The 17,538-nt window shown below is 68.4% G+C and carries 18 protein-coding genes; 3 read left to right on the top strand and 15 right to left on the bottom strand.

Annotated elements, in window-relative coordinates; translation table 11 throughout:
• Positions 1-16 precede the first annotated feature (16 nt).
• The 3 genes from LX81_RS00640 to folD all read left to right on the top strand — a co-directional run bounded on the left by LX81_RS00640 (position 17) and on the right by folD (position 4,268).
• Entirely contained in the window at positions 17-2,461 is a 2,445-nt protein-coding gene (locus LX81_RS00640) for a ligase-associated DNA damage response DEXH box helicase (RefSeq protein ID WP_111535633.1), read from the top strand.
• Positions 2,462-2,515: 54 nt separating this feature from the next.
• Positions 2,516-3,226: a ligase-associated DNA damage response endonuclease PdeM gene (gene pdeM / locus LX81_RS00635; RefSeq protein WP_111535352.1), complete on the top strand. Its 711-nt coding sequence runs from the start codon at positions 2,516-2,518 to the stop codon at positions 3,224-3,226.
• Positions 3,227-3,341: 115 nt separating this feature from the next.
• Positions 3,342-4,268, top strand: coding sequence for a bifunctional methylenetetrahydrofolate dehydrogenase/methenyltetrahydrofolate cyclohydrolase FolD (gene folD / locus LX81_RS00630; RefSeq protein WP_234822435.1), 927 nt, complete (start codon positions 3,342-3,344; stop codon positions 4,266-4,268).
• Positions 4,269-4,271: 3 nt separating this feature from the next.
• Here the strand turns inward: folD and LX81_RS00625 are convergent, their stop codons facing one another.
• The 15 genes from LX81_RS00625 to ruvC all read right to left on the bottom strand — a co-directional run bounded on the left by LX81_RS00625 (position 4,272) and on the right by ruvC (position 17,483).
• A complete protein-coding gene (locus LX81_RS00625; protein ID WP_111535351.1) occupies positions 4,272-4,856 on the bottom strand; it encodes an MOSC domain-containing protein in 585 nt (194 codons plus the stop codon).
• Positions 4,857-4,984: 128 nt separating this feature from the next.
• Positions 4,985-6,901: an ATP-dependent zinc metalloprotease FtsH gene (gene ftsH, locus LX81_RS00620; protein ID WP_111535350.1), complete on the bottom strand. Its 1,917-nt coding sequence runs from the start codon at positions 6,899-6,901 to the stop codon at positions 4,985-4,987.
• A 73-nt stretch (positions 6,902-6,974) separates the two neighbouring features.
• Complete coding sequence (gene tilS, locus LX81_RS00615; protein WP_111535349.1) at positions 6,975-8,240, bottom strand: tRNA lysidine(34) synthetase TilS; 1,266 nt, start codon at positions 8,238-8,240, stop codon at positions 6,975-6,977.
• Positions 8,237-9,061 carry a tol-pal system protein YbgF gene (ybgF, locus tag LX81_RS00610; protein ID WP_111535348.1) on the bottom strand — a complete coding sequence of 275 codons (825 nt, stop codon included), beginning with the start codon at positions 9,059-9,061 and terminating at the stop codon, positions 8,237-8,239. Before ybgF ends, tilS begins: the two co-directional genes overlap by 4 nt.
• A 4-nt stretch (positions 9,062-9,065) precedes the next feature.
• A complete protein-coding gene (pal, locus tag LX81_RS00605) occupies positions 9,066-9,605 on the bottom strand; it encodes a peptidoglycan-associated lipoprotein Pal (RefSeq protein ID WP_111535347.1) in 540 nt (179 codons plus the stop codon).
• Between the two features lie 88 nt (positions 9,606-9,693).
• On the bottom strand, positions 9,694-11,019 hold the full coding sequence (tolB, locus tag LX81_RS00600) for a Tol-Pal system beta propeller repeat protein TolB (RefSeq protein WP_111535346.1): 1,326 nt from the start codon (positions 11,017-11,019) through the stop codon (positions 9,694-9,696).
• Positions 11,020-11,112: 93 nt separating this feature from the next.
• Positions 11,113-12,246: a cell envelope integrity protein TolA gene (gene tolA / locus LX81_RS00595; RefSeq protein ID WP_234822434.1), complete on the bottom strand. Its 1,134-nt coding sequence runs from the start codon at positions 12,244-12,246 to the stop codon at positions 11,113-11,115.
• Positions 12,247-12,297: 51 nt separating this feature from the next.
• Entirely contained in the window at positions 12,298-12,768 is a 471-nt protein-coding gene (gene tolR, locus LX81_RS00590; protein WP_111535345.1) for a protein TolR, read from the bottom strand.
• Position 12,769: 1 nt separating this feature from the next.
• On the bottom strand, positions 12,770-13,465 hold the full coding sequence (gene tolQ, locus LX81_RS00585; RefSeq protein WP_111535344.1) for a protein TolQ: 696 nt from the start codon (positions 13,463-13,465) through the stop codon (positions 12,770-12,772).
• Positions 13,466-13,594: 129 nt separating this feature from the next.
• A complete protein-coding gene (gene ybgC, locus LX81_RS00580; protein WP_111535343.1) occupies positions 13,595-14,014 on the bottom strand; it encodes a tol-pal system-associated acyl-CoA thioesterase in 420 nt (139 codons plus the stop codon).
• Positions 14,011-14,646, bottom strand: a complete 636-nt coding sequence (locus tag LX81_RS00575; RefSeq protein WP_111535342.1) for a hypothetical protein — start codon at positions 14,644-14,646, stop codon at positions 14,011-14,013. The genes ybgC and LX81_RS00575 overlap by 4 nt, the downstream gene beginning before the upstream one ends.
• 45 nt (positions 14,647-14,691) lie before the next feature.
• On the bottom strand, positions 14,692-15,720 hold the full coding sequence (gene ruvB / locus LX81_RS00570) for a Holliday junction branch migration DNA helicase RuvB (RefSeq protein ID WP_111535341.1): 1,029 nt from the start codon (positions 15,718-15,720) through the stop codon (positions 14,692-14,694).
• On the bottom strand, positions 15,717-16,313 hold the full coding sequence (locus tag LX81_RS00565; protein WP_111535340.1) for a GIY-YIG nuclease family protein: 597 nt from the start codon (positions 16,311-16,313) through the stop codon (positions 15,717-15,719). The genes ruvB and LX81_RS00565 overlap by 4 nt, the downstream gene beginning before the upstream one ends.
• 4 nt (positions 16,314-16,317) lie before the next feature.
• Positions 16,318-16,995: a Holliday junction branch migration protein RuvA gene (gene ruvA, locus LX81_RS00560; RefSeq protein ID WP_111535339.1), complete on the bottom strand. Its 678-nt coding sequence runs from the start codon at positions 16,993-16,995 to the stop codon at positions 16,318-16,320.
• Positions 16,992-17,483 (bottom strand): crossover junction endodeoxyribonuclease RuvC, encoded by a 492-nt coding sequence (gene ruvC, locus LX81_RS00555; RefSeq protein WP_111535338.1) that lies wholly within the window; start codon positions 17,481-17,483, stop codon positions 16,992-16,994. Before ruvC ends, ruvA begins: the two co-directional genes overlap by 4 nt.
• Positions 17,484-17,538: the final 55 nt, after the last annotated feature.

Raw genomic sequence — 17,538 nt, 5'->3', positions numbered from 1 at the left:
GGCCAATGTCGCGCGCATGACGGCCCTTCCTCCGCGCTTCAGAGACTGGTTCGCCACCCGCGGCTGGACGGTCCATCCCCATCAGGTGGATATGCTGGAGCGCGCGGACGATCCCGCGCTCCTCCTCATCGCGCCCACGGGTGGTGGCAAGACGCTCGCGGGCTTCCTTCCCACCCTCGTGGAGCTTGCCGAGGGCGGGCATGAGGGCCTCCACACCCTCTACGTCTCGCCGCTGAAGGCGCTCGCCGCCGACATCAAGCGCAACCTCCTCGCACCGGTGGCGGAGATGGGCCTGCCGATCAGGATCGAGGACCGCACCGGCGACACGACGCCCACGCAGCGCAGGCGCCAGCGGGCCGATCCACCGCATATCCTCCTCACAACGCCCGAGAGTCTCGCCCTTCTTTTAAGTTACGAGGATGCGCCGCGGATCTTCGCGGGCCTCTCTCGCGTGGTGGTCGACGAGATCCATGCGCTCGCGGAGAACAAACGCGGCGACCAACTCATGCTGGCACTGAGCCGCCTGCAGGCCCTGCGCCCCGGCCTGCGTCGCGTAGGCCTCTCCGCGACCGTCGACGACCCCCCGGCCATCGCGGCCTATCTCGCGCGCCATCCCGATCCCTGCCCGATCCTGTACGCCGATCCCGGCCCCCCGCCCGACATCGCGATGATCGAGACAGACGCGGCCCCGCCCTGGTCGGGCGGCGGCGGGAAATACGCGATCCCCGCCGTGCTCGACCTCGTGCGCCGCCACAAGACGACACTCATCTTCCATAACACCCGCGCGCAGGCAGAGATCTTCTTCCACGAATTGTGGCTGCAGAACGAGGAGGGGTTGCCCATCGGCATCCACCACGGCTCGCTCGCGCGGGAGCAGCGCCAGCGGGTCGAGGCCGCGATGATTGCAGGCGAATTGCGCGCCATCGTTTGCACCGGCACGCTCGATCTCGGCATCGACTGGGGCGATGTCGACCTGATCGTCCAGATCGGCGCGCCGAAACACGTCAAGCGCCTCGTCCAGCGGATCGGGCGGGCGAATCACCGCTACAACGCGCCCTCGAAGGCGATCGTCGTGCCCGCCAACAGGTTCGAGGTCGTCGAATGCGTGGCCGCCCTCGCCGCCGTCAGGGAAGGCGATCTCGACGGCACGCCGCGCGGGCCGGGTCCACGCGACGTCCTTTGCCAGCACATCGCGATCTGCGTCGCCTCCGGCCCTTTCACCGCCGATGCGCTCTATGACGAGGTCACGACAACCGGGGCCTATGCCGACCTGACGAGGGGATCGTTCGATGCCTGTCTCGATTTCGTGGCGACGGGCGGCTACGCGCTCCGCGCCTACGACCAGTGGCAGCGTCTGGTGGAGCGGGACGGGCTCTGGCAGCTCCGCGACCCGCGTGGGGCCCTCCGCATCCGCCAGAACATCGGCACGATCATGGATACCGACCTCCTCAAGGTCCGGCTGCGCCACAATCGCGGTGGTGCACCCCTGGGCGAGGTGGAGGAGGGGTTCGCAGCGACCCTAACGCCCGGGGAGACGTTCCTGATGGGTGGCCAGGTCGTGCGCTACGAGAGCTTGCGGGAGATGGTGGTCGAGGTCACCCGCCGCGCCGACCGCGAGCCCAGGATCGCGACCTATATCGGCATGAAGTTCGGCACCTCGATCCAGCTGTCGGAGCGGATCCTGCGCATGTTCGGGCAGGAGGACTGGCCAGAACTGCCGCAGGCGACCCGCGAATGGCTGCATCTGCAGCGCGCGCGCTCGAAGCTGCCAGAGCCCGACCGCCTGCTGATCGAGAGCTTTCCGCACGAGGGGCGTGAGCATACCTGCATCTACGGTTTCGCGGGCCGCAACGCGATGCAGACGATCGGCCTTCTGCTGACCGCACGGATGGAGGAGGCGGGGCTGCATCCGATGGGCTTCGTCGCGACCGATTACGCGACGCTCATCTGGGGGCTCGACCCCATCACCGATCCCGCCCCGCTTCTTGACGGGGAGAACCTGCGCGACGCGTTCGAGACATGGCTCGCGGGCAATGCGGTGATGAAGCGGACGTTCAAGCAGTCCGCGGTCATCTCCGGCCTCATCGACCGGCAGACGCGCGGCGCACGCAAGACCGGCAAGCAGGCCACCTTCTCCGCCGACATCCTCTACGACACGCTGCGGAAATACGATCCCGGCCACTTGCTCCTCGACATAACGAAGGAGGAGGCGTTGAAGGGCCTCGTCGATTTCGGGCGGATCGAGGACATGCTCGCACGCACGCGGGGCCGCATCGACCACCTTCGCCTCAAGCGCATCACGCCGCTCTCCGCGCCGCTTTTCCTCGAGGCGGGGCGCGTACCGGTGGACGGGGCCGCGACCGAACGCCTGCTCGCGGAAGAGGCGGAGCGGCTGATGGGGGCGGCAGGGCTCTCGATCGACACGGCGGCGGAGCCACGGCGCTGGCGCGTCCCGACCTGATCGGAGCGGCGCGGCATCTTGCGTCCCGGCCCGTGCTTTGGCATGGAACATCCCATGAACTCCTGCGACATCACGCTGGCCGGCCAATCGCTCCGCGCGCTCGGATCGGGCGCGCTCCACTGGCCGGAAAAAGCCCTGCTCGTCGTCTCCGACCTGCATCTCGGGAAAGCGGAACGGCTGGCGCGACGCGGCGGCGCGATCCTGCCTCCCTACGAGACGCGCGACACGCTCCTGCGGCTCGAGGCCGATATCCGAGCGACCGATCCGGCCCGCATCATCTGCCTGGGCGATTCGCTCGACGACGACGCCGCCCGCGCCGGGATCGGGCCGGCGGAGATCGAGACGATCGACGCGATGCAATGCGGACGGGACTGGATCTGGATCACCGGCAACCACGATCCCGCCCCGCGTGACCTCGGCGGGAGGGTGGCAGAAGAGGCGGTGCTCGGCCCGCTCGGGTTCCGCCACATCGCAGGCGACCGGGTGCCGGAGATTTCGGGCCATTACCATCCGAAGGCGCGGCTCGCACTTGGCGGCCGTGTCGTGTCGCGGCGCTGTTTTCTCCATGATGCAAACCGGATTATCATGCCCGCTTACGGTACCTATACGGGCGGGCTCGACTGGACCGCCTCGCCCCTCGCGGATCTGATGCACCTTGGGGCCTGCGCGGTGCTGACGGGTCAGAGACCGTGCAAGGTACCGGTGCCGCGACCTGCCCCGCCATCCACGACGGCGCGGCGTGCGACCCGGCGGCACGCCGTCTGAATTGGGTCCCGGCTCGGCCGGTTCCGCGCACCGATCCGTCGCAAAATCCCCGATGCGTCCGGACGCACCTTGGTATAGGCCGCGCATGACGGGCATTGGCACGGAGAGTTCCGCCATGGAGAGCGCACGCATGACGCAATCGGAAGCGGCCGGAGAGGCCATCCTTCTCGACGGAAAGGCTTTCGCCGCCACGATCCGGACCCGTGTGGCCGACCACGTCTCCCGCCTCGCGGCGGATCACGGCATTGTCCCGGGCCTTGCCGTCGTTCTCGTGGGCGAGGATCCGGCGAGCCAGGTCTATGTCCGGATGAAGGGCAAGCAGACCCGGGAGGCCGGCATGGCGTCCTTCGAACACCGGCTGGACGCGACGGTTTCCCAGGCCGACCTCCTCGACCTCGTGCGACAGCTCAATGTCGATCCGGCCGTCCACGGGATCCTCGTGCAACTCCCCCTGCCCGAGCAGGTCGACACCGGCGCCGTACTGGACGCGATCGACCCCGCCAAGGACGTGGACGGATTCCATGTCAGCAATGTCGGACGCCTCGGCGCCGGACAGAAGGCGATGGTCCCCTGCACGCCCCTGGGCTGCCTGATGCTCCTGCGCGATCACCTCGGATCGCTCTCCGGCCTCGACGCGGTCGTGCTTGGTCGCTCGAACATCGTCGGCAAGCCCATGGCACAGCTTCTCCTGCGCGAGAGTTGCACGGTGACGATCGCTCATTCCCGCACGCGCGACCTCGCGGAGGTGACGCGCCGCGCCGACATCCTCGTCGCCGCCGTCGGTCGTCCCGGAATGGTCACGGGCGACATGCTGAAGCCCGGCGCGACGGTGATCGACGTCGGCATCAATCGCATCACGGAGGGCGATGCGACCCGCCTCGTCGGGGATTGCGACTTCGCAAGCTGCCGGGAGGTGGCGGGCGCGATCACGCCGGTGCCGGGTGGCGTCGGTCCCATGACCATCGCGTGCCTGCTGGCCAACACGATCACCGCCTGCTGCCGTGCGAACGGCCTGGCCGAGCCCGAGGGGCTGACGCTCTGACCGTCAGCCGCCCTGCCAGCCACGCTGTCCGGGAACGTGCAGGCGCAGCGTCTCGCCCGCGCGGATCGTTCCGGGACGCTCCACCCACGCCGTAACGCCACGGCGGCCCTCGGCGGCCGCCTTGAACCGTTTGCCGCGTTCCCCCACCGCCTCGGCGATCTTCATCGCCGGATACTGGCAGGGTAGGTTCTGCATGTCGATGACGAGCGTGACGCCATCGGGCCCCTGCAGGCGCGCGGAGGGCGGGACGTGACTGAAATCGGCGATCCCCTCGACAACGATCGAAGCGCCGAGCCAGGCAGGATCGACCCGTTCGATCTCCATGTCCTGTGCGATCGCGGCGAGTTCCTCGGCCGAGAGGATCGTCAACTGGCGAACATTGGCGATCTCGGTATCGCGCGGATGCTGCTGGGCCACGCGGGAACAGGCGGGCCGCGTGACGCCGGCGTGAAACTCGCCCTCCATGCCGCCGAACGCGAGGGGCATGGCGGCCACGCCCTCCCCGTCGACAGGCTTGCGATCGCGGTGCGGAACCCGGCCGAGCCACGTCACGCGGGCGGTATGGTCCGTCGGAACGAGAGCCTGCATCACCAATCCTCGTGTCGTTTCGACCGCATGATGGCGCAAAGCGCCGGGACATGCATCCCCAGGCATCGGTCCAAACGAAAACGCCCCGCCGATGAGGGCGGGGCGTCGGTATCGTCGTAGCTTGCCGATCAGGTGCTCGGCTCTGGCTCCAGACCGCTATCGGCCTTCGGCTTCGGCTTCGTTTTCGGGATCGATGCGACGGAGGGTGCGTTGCCCTGATCCGGCCGGTCATCGTCGTCGCTCCGGTCGAGCGGCTCTCCGTTGATGACCCGCATGATCTCCGGTCCGGTCAGCGTCTCGTACTCCAGAAGACCGCGCGCGAGGCGTTCCAAATCGTCTCGTTTCTCGGTCAGGATCCGCTTCGCGGTTTCGTAGCCCTCGTCGATGATTGCCTTCACCTTGTCGTCGATCACCTTCTGCGTATCCGCGGAGTGGTTGGTCCCACCACCGTAAGCGCCGAGATAACTCTGCTGCTCATTCGCGTAGTCGACGTAACCGAGCTCTTCGGCGAAACCGAACTGCGTGACCATGGCCCGCGCGATCTTAGACACCTGCTGGATGTCGGACGCCGCGCCGGAGGTGACGTTCTCCTTGCCGAAGATCAGCTCTTCGGCCACGCGGCCTCCCATCGCCATCGCGATCTTCGACGTGTACTTCGTCAGGCTGACGGAAAGCTGATCGCGCTCGGGCAAAGACAGGACGAGGCCGAGGGCGCGGCCGCGCGGAATGATCGTCGCCTTGTGGATCGGGTCGTGCTGCGGAACGTTTAGGCCGACGACGGCATGGCCCGCCTCGTGATAGGCTGTCAGCTTCTTCTCGTCCTCGGTCATGACCATCGAGCGCCGCTCGGAGCCCATCATGACCTTGTCCTTGGCGTTCTCGAAATCGTCCATCGTCACGAAACGACGACCGACCCGCGCGGCCATCAGCGCCGCCTCGTTCACCAGATTGGCGAGATCCGCACCGGAGAAGCCGGGCGTACCGCGGGCGATGATCCGCAGGTCCACGTTCGGGCCGAGCGGAACCTTGCGGGCATGGACGCCCAGGATCTTCTCGCGGCCCTTGATGTCGGGGTTCGGCACCTGGACCTGCCGGTCGAACCGGCCCGGCCGCAGAAGCGCAGGGTCGAGAACGTCGGGGCGGTTCGTCGCGGCGACGATGATGATCCCCTCGTTGGCCTCGAACCCATCCATCTCGACGAGAAGCTGGTTCAGCGTCTGCTCACGCTCGTCGTTTCCGCCGCCATAGCCTACGCCGCGCGACCGGCCCACGGCATCAATCTCGTCGATGAAGACGATGCACGGCGCGTTCTTCTTGGCCTGCTCGAACATGTCACGCACGCGGGAGGCACCGACACCCACGAACATCTCCACGAAGTCGGAGCCGGAGATGGTGAAGAACGGCACGCCCGCCTCGCCCGCGATGGCCCGCGCCAGCAGCGTCTTACCGGTGCCCGGAGGTCCGACGAGCAGTGCGCCCTTCGGGATCTTGCCGCCCAGCCGCGAGAATTTCTGCGGATTGCGCAGGAACTCGACGATCTCCTCGAGCTCGTCCTTGGCCTCGTCGATGCCGGCCACGTCGTCGAAGGTCACGCGCCCGTGCTTTTCGGTCAGGAGCTTTGCCCGCGATTTACCGAAGCCCATCGCACCGCCTTTGCCGCCGCCCTGCATCCGGTTCATGAAATAGATCCAGACGCCGATGAGGAGGAGGAAGGGCAGGAAGGTCATGAGGACCGTAGTGAAGCCGGATTGTTCCTGCGGCTCCGCGTTCACGGCAACGTCACGCTCGATCAGGCGCTCGGTAAGCTGATCGCCCTGATCGGGCCGGATCGTCGTGAATTCCTGACCATCGGTTCCCCGGAAGAGGACGCGCTCGCCGTCGAGCGTAACGGAGGAGACATCGCCGCTGTTCACACGCTCGATGAAGTCGGAATAGCTGATCGACCGGGACGACATCCCGGATTGGCCGCCGGAGAAAAGGTTGAAGAGCGCCAGCACCAAAAGGAACAGGACCACCCAAAATGCGATGTTGCGCGCGTTGCCCAATGACTCACTCCCAGTTCACGGCTGCGGACGGCCCGATAGGACCAAGTCAGAGATAAGTATCAGGCCGCGCGCTTCAATGCGAGGCCAAGGTAGAGAGAAACCGTGCACGATCTCCTACCAGCCGCGCTTCGAATCCGGTCCCGTAGCCTGCGAGCGGTGCCGCGATGAGCTGGTCGTCACGCCAGAGGCCGGGATCGGCGAGAAGCGCTTGGCGAGGCCGCAAGTTTGTAGCTTCATCAGGCAGTTGCCGGACCCCCTCCTCGCCGAGCGGCCTGATCGTCGTGCCGGGCACCGGCGGTCCGTCGATATTCCATCGCCCGTCCCACAGGCTTCCCGCGCTGACAACCATGTGGCGAACCGCGTCGAATTCGCGCATTACACGCGCGAAATTTCCCGGGCCGGACCGAACGAGGCATCCGGCGAGGGAAATCGACCCTCCGGAACCAAGCACGCGAATCACTTCGGAGAGGGGTCGGAAGCGGGGCGGGTAGCTTGCACCACCGACCCACCGCAAGGCCGCCTGGCACAGGCGCCGGGCGATTTCCGGCGGGATTTCCCTGAACCGATCGCGGCGGATCAGGAGATCGCCATGTTCCTGCACCACGATTTCGTGCGCCGCGTCGCAGGTCACCTGCTCGAGGGCATCGCGGGCGGTCGCCATATGGGCGGCGACGGCCGTGAGCGCCGCCGCGTCGAGACCGAGATCGGCTAGTGCCGCCAGCGCGCGGCGCGCGCGCACCCGATCGAAGCGCGGATCCTCGTTGCTGGGGTCGTCGCACCACTCGACGCCTCGCTCTTGGAGGAACCGGCGCAGATCGGCCCGTGTCGCATCGAGTAGCGGTCTGAGGAACACGGCGCCCCCATGCGCAAACCTCCCGGACATGCGAGCGAGACCGTCCACACCCGCCCGTCGGCCCAGCCGCATGAGAAAGGTTTCCGCCTGGTCGTCGGCGGTATGACCGAGAAGGACATGCGTGACGCCCCGCTCGACGGCCCAGCCGGAGATAAGATCGTAGCGGGCGATCCGCGCCTGTGCCTGAAGGTTGCCGGGCCCCTCGGGTCGCGACCAGCGACGGATCGCATGCGGTACGGCGAGTTCTAAACAGAGCCGGGCGACGCGTTCAGCCTCCTGCGCGGCCCCCGCTCGGAGCCCGTGATCGACGGTGATCGCTTCGACATGCAGCCCCGCCGCGCGTCCATGCCGGGCCGCGAGGAGAAGAAGCGCCAGGGAATCCCCGCCGCCCGAAACGGCGACACCGATCTTGCCGGCGTCGTCCGGGATCTCACTGGCGAGGGTGGAAAGAAGCTGCGCCTCTCCGATCGGCGCGGCTTTCGTCATCCGCAGGCGAGATCGGCCCGCGCGGATTGCGCCTCGTCCGCAGCCGGGCTTTCCGGGAAACGTCCTGTCACCTCGTAGAGCGTGGCGCAGGCATCCTCCCTCTGTCCCAGGGCGTCGAGCTCGAGACCGAGCTGCAGGAGCGCATCGGGGGCACGGGTCCCGTCGGGCGAGCCGGAGAAGGATTCGAGATAGGCCCGGGCAGCGGCGGCGGTCTCCCCGAGCTCTGAGAGCGCGGTTCCGCGCAGGTAATGCGCCTCGCCCGTCAGAGGACCCCCGGTATAGGTCTCGGCGAAGGCCGCGAAGAGGTCCGAGGCGCTGCGATACTCACCGGAATCGAGCGCCGCCTTCGCCCGGTCGAAATCCTGCTGCTCGCCGATGGCGAGTTCTGCCGCGCCGTTCGATTGCGGGGCGGGCGCGGACGCCGCGGGCGGGGGCGTGCCGGTATCGCCGCCGAGGGTCGGCGTATCGCCCAGCGTGGAGATGTCGCAATCGGGCTCGAGTTCGCAGAGGCGGAACTCGAGATCGCCGACCCGGTTCGTTCCGTCCCGCACCACGCGGTCGATGCGGAACTGCATCTCCTCCGTATCGGCGGTCAGGCGCTGCAGTTCCGCCTCCATCGCGTCCACCCGCTCGAGCACCGACGTGCCCGAGAGGTTCAAGCCCATGTTGCCGGTGGTCGAAAGCTCCCGATTGAGCTTCTGAATCTCGACATAGAGGATCGAGAGTTCCTGACGGATGTCGGCCAGCGTCTCAGCGTCCTGCGCCCGGGCAAGGCCCGGCAGGAGGAGAAGCGCGCAGAGAAGCGGACGGATCACGGTCATCGTCTCAACTGATGCCCTGCCCGGCCGCGATCACCGTCACGGCGCGGCGGTTCTTCGTATAGCATTCTTCGGTTGAGCAGATCTCGATCGGCCGTTCCTTGCCATAGGTCACGGTCTCGAGCCGGCTAGACGCGACGCCCTGGCTCACGAGGAAGTCGCGGGCCGATGCCGCGCGACGGGCGCCGAGGGCGAGGTTGTATTCCCGCGTCCCCTGCTCGTCAGCGTGGCCTTCGATGATGGCCGTGTATTCGGGGTTGGTGTTGAGCCAGTTGGCCTGACCCTGCAGGGTCGAGCGGGCCGCGTCCGACAACGTGGATTCGTCTACGGCGAAAAGCACGCGATCGCCGATCGTCTGCGAGAAGTATGTGGGCGAAGACGGATCGAGCGGTCCCGTCCCGATCCCGTTCGCCCCCGCGAGCCCTCCGGCGCCCGTGCCGTAGCCCCCGCCGAAGCCGGGGCCTCCATCGCCGAACCGGTCGGGATTGGAACAAGCGGCCAGCGCCAGCATCCCGAATATCAGCGCCGTCTTGCCAATCGCCCTCATCGTCTCGGTCCTCGTCTGATGGCCTCTCGGGCCTGTCTGTCCCTCGCCCCCTTAGCATCGGGTCCGGCACATGGAAACACGCCGCACGTTACGGCAAGAGCGGCGACCACGCGGGATCGGACGCCGCCTCCGGCGTCGGCACCTGCCTCAGATTGCGGCCCGACACGTCCACGGAATAGAGGGCCGGCTGCCCGTCCGCGCCGGCACTCTCGCGGGTGAACATGATGACCCGGCCGTTCGGCGCCCAACTCGGCCCCTCATCGAGGAAAGAGGCGGTCAAAAGCCGCTCTTCGCTGCCGTCGGTCCGCATCACGCCGATATGGAAGCGCCCCGCATTCTGCTTGGTGAAGGCGATGAGGTCGCCCCGCGGGCTCCAGACCGGCGTGCCGTATCGCCCCTGCCCGTAGCTGATCCGCCGCGGCTCGCCGCCGCTCGCTGGCATCACGTAGAGTTGCGGGGTGCCGGAGCGGTCGCTCTCGAACACGATCTCGCTGCCGTCGGGGGAGTAGGACGGCGCCGTCTCGATCGAGGGGGCGTTCGTCAACTGCTCCGGCGCGCCGCCCGGGCTCAGGCTGTAGATGTCGGTATTGCCGTTGATCGAGGCGGAGAAGACCACCGTCTCCCCGTCGGGCGCATAGCGCGGTGCGAAAGTCATCGATTCCGCCGGGACGGAGAGTTTCTGCCGGCTCACCGGGCCGACATCGAGCTGGTAGATCTCCGGGAATCCGGTCTCGTAGCTCGTGAAGAGCACCCGCTCGCCGTCGGGCGAGAACCGCGGCGCGAGGACGAGCGCGGTACTGTCGGTCAGGTACTGAACGTTCGCGCCGTCGTAATCCATGATCGCGAGACGCTTCTGCCGGGCGTTCTTGGGGCCGGCCTCGTTGACGAAGACGACGCGGCTGTCGAAATAGCCCCCCTCCCCGGTGATCCGCGAATAGACCGCATCGGAGACCTTGTGGGCAAGCCTGCGCCAGGCATCCTGGCTCCCGGAGAATTGCAGTCCCTCCCCGAGCGGCGCCTCGGAGAAGACGTCGAAGAGCCGGAACTTGACGGTGAGGTTGCCGCCGCCATCCACGGCCACCGCGCCCGTGACGAGCGCCTGGGCGTTGATCGCTTTCCAGTTCGCGTAGTCGATATCGGGCGTGAACGTCGAGACCTGGGTGATGAACGCGTCCGACGGGATCCGACGGAAAAGACCTGTCCCCGTGAGGTCGTCGGCGACCACCTGGGTGATCTGCGCCGCCCAGTCCTCCGCGCCCGGCGTCTCCGCCACGAAGTCCGGAAGCGCCAGCGGCAAGGGCTCGATCACGCCCTCGGTGATCTCGATCCGGAGCGGACCGTCCTGCGCCGCGACACCGAGCGGGGTGGCGAGAAGCGCGCAGAGGGCCAGGAAGGGGATACGCAGAAGGCTCATGTCAGGTCCACTCTCGCAATCGGTCGTCTCGGATCAAGGGGGCCGGTCGATCTCTCCACGCCCCGGCAGGCGGTCGCCAATCGGCCCTAGCTCTCATCGCATCCTCATTCCAGTAGGATTGAAGGTCAGTTCAACCTCCCGCCACTGGTCGTATTTCTCCACGGGCAGATCGAAGCCGCCATCCTGGTTCTGGCAGCGCAGGATCGCCCGGCGCGCCCGCTCGTAGGCCGAACGGATCGCCGCGTCCGAACCGCCATCGGCGGCCGCCTGCCGCAGCGAGCCGTCGACGACCCGCGCCTCCGGCGTCAGTTCGAAGGCCACTGTCACGGTCACGCCCGACGCCTCCGATCCCGGATCGACCGACCAGCACCGGCGCACCGAGACGCTGAACGCCTCGCGCTCGGACCCGGTCATGGGCGGGCCCGGCGTCGCGGCGGGCGCTTCCGAGCCGAGATCGAGACCGGCCAGCGCATCCTCGACCGCATCCTGGACATTGTCGGACGAGGCCGCGCTGCTCGATCCGGCGGTCTGCGGGGCCGTGGGCGCCGGTGTCGGGTCGTCCTGCGGCTCAACCTCGGCCTGCTCGACCGGCGGCGGCGGGCGGCGCGGAGGGCGGCGCGTCTCGGTGGGGGCCGCGGCCTGCAGGCGCGCGCCGGGATCCTCGGCCTCCGTCACGATCTCCGTCGCCGCCTCCTCGGGCGCGGTCGGAACGACGTCCTCGGTCGGCAGAGCCTCTGGCGAGGGCTCGGGCGCAGGCGCGGCGATCGTCTCGGGCGCGGTCTCCGCTTCCAGGGGCGGCGGCGGTGCGGCCTCGCTCGCCACACGTGGCGACGGACGGGAGACGTCGCGAGGCGCGGGCGGCGTCACGTCGGCGGCGGGCGGAGCGGTGGTCTCCGGGGCAAGGTCCGAGACTTCCGCCTCCGGCACGGCCTGCGCGGGCGTCTCGGGCGTCGGCTCCGGTGCCGCGGGCGGAACGGGTGTCGTCGGGGGCGCCGCCGCTTCCGGCGCGCTTTCCTCGGTCGGCCGATCCGGCGCGGTTTCGGGCGAAGCGGGCGCACTCGCGGCGGGGCTCTCCGTCGCGATATCCGGGGCGGTCGCCGGGGGTGTCAGCGCCGCGAATTCCTGCTCGCTCAGGACGGTCACGTCGGCCACCTGGGATGCGGGCAGCGGCGCATGAGAGAAGATACCGCCCAGAAGCACCCAGGCGATGAGGGCCAGATGGGCCACGCCCGATATGATCGTTCCCGGGTTCACCGCCGCCACATGCCGGCATCGACCCTATCCATCGGACCCGTCGAGCCGCGGCCCGCCGGTATCGGTGACGAGGCCGAGATCGTTGAACCCGGCGGCGTTGAGCGCGCCCATGACGGCGACGACCCGCGCATAGGGGATGGAGCCGTCCGCGCGGACATAGACGCGGCGGCTCTCGCGCTCGGCCGCGATGGCACGGAGCTGCCCGATCAGGTCTTCGCTCTCGGTCTCGTTCGACATCAGGAGCACGCGCCCATCGGCGGCGAGCGTCACGGTAAGCGGCTCCTCCCGCTCCGTGGGCAGCGCCTCGGCCGCGGTCTCGGGCAGCTGCACCGGCACGCCCACGGTCAGCAGCGGGGCGGAGACCATGAACACGATCAGCAGGACCAGCATGACGTCGACGAAGGGCGTGACGTTGATCTCCGACATCGGACGCGAGCGCCGCCGCCGCCGCCGGCGCGATCCTCCGGCCTCCTTCGCGATGACGCCCGCGGCCATCTCAGGCGTCCAGCTGGCGCGACAGGATCGTGGAGAATTCGTCGGCGAAACTCTCGTAGCCGCCGACGATCCGGCCCGCATCGGCCGTGAGCTTGTTGTAGAAGATCACCGCCGGGATCGCCGCGAGTAGCCCGAGCCCGGTGGCGAGCAACGCCTCCGCGATGCCGGGCGCGACCACGGCGAGGTTGGTGTTCTGCTCCTGCGCGATGGCGATGAAGGCGTTCATGATCCCCCAGACCGTCCCGAAAAGCCCGATGAAGGGCGCGGTCGAGCCCACGGTCGCGAGCCAAGGAAGGCCGCGTTCGAGATCCTCCGCCTCCTTGGCGATCGCCACGTCCATCGACCGGTCGATCCGCGATTGCGCGCCGGGGATGAGCGCCCCGTCGGACCGATGCGAGCGTTGCCATTCGGTCATTCCCGCGGCGAAGACCGATTCCGCCCGTCCGTCGGGCTCCGGTCCGAGCTTGCGATAGAGATCGTCGAGCGGATCGCCGGACCAGAACGCGGCGTCGAACGCCGCCGCCTCGGATCGTGCACGTCGAAAGGCGATCAACTTCTGGATGATGATCGCCCAGGCCCAGAACGAGGCCAGGACCAGGATCAGCATGACGAGCTTCACGGTCAGCGTCGCACGCGCGAAAAGCGACAGGATGGAAAAATCCATCTCCGACGCCAGCGTCAGGGTTTCGGTCTCCATAAGCCTGCTCTTTCCTCGGACCGGGCCGCTTTGCGCCGCCTCGTTGTGGTTCCTATTACAATATCACCCGCGCGAAAGCCATTCAAACCGCACATTCGCGCGAGCCCGTCCACGCCATCGCTCCCCTCGCTAGGCCGCGGGTGGAAGGTCCCGCTCCACGGCCTCCCGCAGGGTCAGGGGAAGCCTGCGGGGTGTTCCGTTCGCCATGTCGATGAGCACGAGCTCTACCTCCGCGCGAAAGATGGTGCGCTCGCCCCGCGTGATCTTCTGAGCAAGGGTCATTCGCGCGCCCGACGTCCTGCTCGGCACCGTCTCCACCACCAGCCGGTCGTCGAGCCGCGCGGTCCCGAGGAAATCCGACACGATGCGCCTTACCGCGAAAGCCTGTCCGGTTTCCCGCATTCCGACCTGATCGATCCCGATCCGCCGCACCCAATCCGATCGCGCCCGCTCCACGTAGCGCAGGTAATTGGCGTGATAGACGATCCCGCCCATATCCGTGTCCTCGTAATAGACGGTCACGGGAAAGCGGTGCGGCCTGTCGCTCATTGCAGACCCCGCCCCGGCCCGACCCGCGCGGCGAGCCGCAGCGCATGGCTGGGATCGCTTGCCGCCGCGGGCATGACCGGATCGTAGGCGGCCCGGATCAAGGCCCCGATCTCGGGCCGAAGCACGGTCGCGCCTGCGGGCGTGAGGGCAAGCGGCGACCGGTCGGTGAAGGCCAGATCCGACCAGAGCAGGATCGTCTGCGCGACTTGGGTGAGGGCAAGCGTCTCCGCCGGCAGGGCGGAGAGCGCCGCATCCATGCGCAGGAACACGAACGCCGCCCGGATCGCCCCGGCCTCGTCGAACCGAAAGATGCGGTACTGGTTCGCCTCCGCCGCCTCGAGCCGGTCGAGCAGCGGACCGAGATCGGGGATCAGGCGGTCGAGGTCCGGCACGGCGCGGAGTTCGTCCCACCCGCGCAGGAAGAACATCATGAGATTGATGCCCAGTTCCGGGTCGGTCTCCACCATTCCGTTCCCGGCAAGCTGCGTCATCGCCTCGATCGCGCCCTTCACCACACCGAGCGTCTCGTCCTCCACCCCGAAGACGACGGGCGCGACGGGACGGCCCCAGCGCGCGAAGGCGTAGCTTCCGTCCGAGCGGGTGAAATGGGCGGTGATCTCCTCGGGCGTCATGCGGCCTTGGCTAGTCACTGGCCGGGCCGGAGGCAAGGGCACCTCTCATTCGTCGAAGAGCCCCGCCTGCCCGCCCGTCTGCGGCGGTGCCATCCCAAGATGGCTCCAGGCGCGCGGCGCCAGCATCCGGCCCCGCGGCGTCCGCTGGATGAGACCCTGCTGCAGCAGATAGGGCTCGATCACTTCCTCGAGCGCGTCGCGGCTCTCCGAAAGCGCGGCCGACAGCGTCTCGATCCCCACGGGACCGCCTTGATAGTGCCGCGCGATGAGATTGAGATACCGCCGGTCCGCCCCGTCGAGGCCGAGCGCGTCGACCCCGAGCCGGGTGAGCGCCGCGTCGGCAAGCCCGCGCGTCAGCCGACCGTCTCCTTCCACCAGCGCGAAATCAACCACCCGGCGCAGAAGGCGTCCGGCGATCCGCGGCGTGCCCCGCGCCCGCGTCGCGATCTCCCGCACCCCGTCGGCCTCCGCCGGGATGCCGAGGAGCCGCGCACCGCGGGCGACGATCTCCGTCAGCTCGTCCACGTTGTAGAAATCGAGCCGCACGGGAATGCCGAAGCGGTCCCTGAGCGGCGTGGTCAGGAGCCCCAGCCGGGTCGTCGCACCGACGAGCGTGAAGGGCTGCAACTCGATGCGGACCGTCCGCGCGGCCGGCCCCTCGCCGATCACGAGGTCGAGCTCGAAATCCTCGAGCGCGGGATAGAGGATTTCCTCCACGACCGGGTTGAGCCGGTGGATCTCGTCGATGAAGAGGACGTCGCGCGCCTCGAGGTTCGTAAGGATCGCGGCGAGGTCCCCCGCGCGCGCCAGTACGGGCCCGGATGTCATGCGGAAGTTCACGCCGAGCTCTCGCGCGACGATCTGAGCCAGCGTCGTCTTGCCAAGGCCGGGTGGCCCGTGGAACAGCGCGTGGTCCATGGCCTTTCCGCGCATCCGCGCGCTTTCGATGAAAACCTTCAGGTTCGCCCGTGCCTCCGCCTGCCCGGTGAACGCGTCGAGGGTCTGCGGGCGCAGCGCCGGCCCGTCATCCTCGGGCAGCCTCTCGGGCCGGAGCGTCTCGTCGGGACGGGTCATGCGTTCAGTCCCGCCTCGATCGTGTCGAGCCGCTCCATCCTGTGACGTTCCCGGGCCACGACCTCCTCCCTCGCGGCGGTCGGCGCTATCACATCAAGGCCAGAGAAGCGGAAATCATCCGTTCGGCGCCGGCTCAATTCGGCCGTGATCCCGATCTCGCCCGCGACATGGGCGCGCCGTCTTCCAGCCATCTTCTCTTCTCCGTAAGCGGCGCCGACGTATCGTGCCGCGTCGGAGCGATCGACGATCAGATAGATGCCGCGCCATCCCGAAAGACGCGTCATGGCGACGAAGTCCGCATCCCTAGCAAAAGATCTGGCAGAGGTCTCCTCCCAGCCGACGACCTCGTAGAGCCGGACGCAGACGAAGTCGCCCGGATCGCGCATCACGAAGGACGCGGCCTGCGGTCGTCTCTTGACGGTCGCCTCCTCGATCCGCGGATGCGTGCTCTGATATGCCTCGAAGCGGGCGGGCCATTCTTCGACCATCGCCGCGATCGAGTGGTGCTCGATGCGGTCGGACGGCTTGTGGAGCAGCAGCGACACATCGCGTGGATCGATCGCGGCCCCGGCGAGGAGGGTATCGAAATCCACTCCCCTATCCCGCCGGTGCGAGACGGCGAAGGGCGGCGCGGATGAGGCCACCGGTATCGAGCCCCGCCTCGGTTCCCGCGGCCTCGGCCACGGCCTGCATCGCCTCCGAGGGGCCGTAGCCGAGGTTGGTCAGCGCCGAGAGCGCCTCCGCCTGGGCCGCCGCGCCGCCTTCCGGGCGGGGGGCTGCGGGTGGCGGGGCGGTCGCGCCGGTCGCGCTCGGCGCGGCCTCGATCACGGGCGCGTCGGGCTCCGCATGGACCGCGCCGCCCATGGCCATCACCGCCGGGGCCTTGTCGCGCAGCTCGTTGACCACGCGGCTCGCGATCTTCGGCCCGACACCGGGCGCCGCGCGGATCGCCGTAGCGTCGCCGAGCGCTATCGCCCTGCCCACGCCCTCCGGCCCGAGCGCGCCCAGGATCGCGAGCGAGGCCTTCGCCCCGATCCCCTGCACGCTCGTGAGGAGGCGGTGCCATTCCTTCTCCACCGGCGTCGCGAACCCGTAGAGCTGTAGCAGATCCTCGCGCACGAGAAGGTCTGTCCAGAGCGCCGCGGCCTCGCCCACGCGTGGCAGCGCCGCCATCGTCCGGTCGGAGACATGGACGACGTAGCCTACTCCGCCCACGTCGATCATCACGTGGTCGAGCCCGCGATGGACGAGGCGGCCGGCGAGACGCCCGATCATGCCCGGGCCCGGGCTCGAAGGCCCTGCAGGTGGAAGGCGTGGCACATGGCGATGGCGAGCGCGTCGGCCGCATCGGGCCCCGCGGGCTCCGCCCCCGGCAATTGCATGCGCACCATGTGATCGACCTGCCGCTTGTCGGCGTGGCCGACGCCGACCACGCATTTCTTGACCGAGTTCGGGGAATATTCCCCCACCTCGATCCCCGCCTGCGCCGGGACGAGGATCGCCACGCCGCGCGCCTGACCGAGTTTAAGCGTCCCCGCCCCGTCGCGGTTGACGAATGTCTTCTCGATCGCCGCTTCGTCCGGTCGAAACTCCGCGAAGATGGCGGTCAGTTGCATGTGCAAGGACGAGAGCCGCGCGGCGAGCGTGCCGACGCCCGAAAGGATCTGCCCGTTCGCCACGTGCCGCAGACGCGATCCTTCCTGCTCGATCACGCCCCAGCCGAGGCAGCGCAGTCCGGGATCGATCCCGAGTACCCTCGTCATGCCCGTCCCGCCCCTGCCATGCGACCTACGATCGAGCGGCTAGCACGAAACGCGA

It is taken from the genome of Palleronia aestuarii (assembly GCF_003253995.1).
Classification (GTDB): Bacteria; Pseudomonadota; Alphaproteobacteria; order Rhodobacterales; family Rhodobacteraceae; genus Palleronia; species Palleronia aestuarii.
This window is presented reverse-complemented; position numbering and strand designations above follow the sequence as displayed.

Bases quoted from the DNA above. Each gene is read 5' to 3' on its own strand.
- LX81_RS00640 (WP_111535633.1), top strand. From the start codon at position 17: ATGACGGCCCTTCCTCCGCGCTTCAGAGACTGGTTCGCCACCCGCGGC.
- pdeM (WP_111535352.1), top strand. From the start codon at position 2,516: ATGAACTCCTGCGACATCACGCTGGCCGGCCAATCGCTCCGCGCGCTC.
- folD (WP_234822435.1), top strand. From the start codon at position 3,342: ATGGAGAGCGCACGCATGACGCAATCGGAAGCGGCCGGAGAGGCCATC.
- LX81_RS00625 (WP_111535351.1), bottom strand. From the start codon at position 4,856: ATGCAGGCTCTCGTTCCGACGGACCATACCGCCCGCGTGACGTGGCTC.
- tilS (WP_111535349.1), bottom strand. From the start codon at position 8,240: ATGACGAAAGCCGCGCCGATCGGAGAGGCGCAGCTTCTTTCCACCCTC.
- ybgF (WP_111535348.1), bottom strand. From the start codon at position 9,061: ATGACCGTGATCCGTCCGCTTCTCTGCGCGCTTCTCCTCCTGCCGGGC.
- pal (WP_111535347.1), bottom strand. From the start codon at position 9,605: ATGAGGGCGATTGGCAAGACGGCGCTGATATTCGGGATGCTGGCGCTG.
- tolB (WP_111535346.1), bottom strand. From the start codon at position 11,019: ATGAGCCTTCTGCGTATCCCCTTCCTGGCCCTCTGCGCGCTTCTCGCC.
- tolR (WP_111535345.1), bottom strand. From the start codon at position 12,768: ATGGCCGCGGGCGTCATCGCGAAGGAGGCCGGAGGATCGCGCCGGCGG.
- tolQ (WP_111535344.1), bottom strand. From the start codon at position 13,465: ATGGAGACCGAAACCCTGACGCTGGCGTCGGAGATGGATTTTTCCATC.
- ybgC (WP_111535343.1), bottom strand. From the start codon at position 14,014: ATGAGCGACAGGCCGCACCGCTTTCCCGTGACCGTCTATTACGAGGAC.
- LX81_RS00575 (WP_111535342.1), bottom strand. From the start codon at position 14,646: ATGACGCCCGAGGAGATCACCGCCCATTTCACCCGCTCGGACGGAAGC.
- ruvB (WP_111535341.1), bottom strand. From the start codon at position 15,720: ATGACCCGTCCCGACGAGACGCTCCGGCCCGAGAGGCTGCCCGAGGAT.
- ruvA (WP_111535339.1), bottom strand. From the start codon at position 16,995: ATGATCGGGCGTCTCGCCGGCCGCCTCGTCCATCGCGGGCTCGACCAC.
- ruvC (WP_111535338.1), bottom strand. From the start codon at position 17,483: ATGACGAGGGTACTCGGGATCGATCCCGGACTGCGCTGCCTCGGCTGG.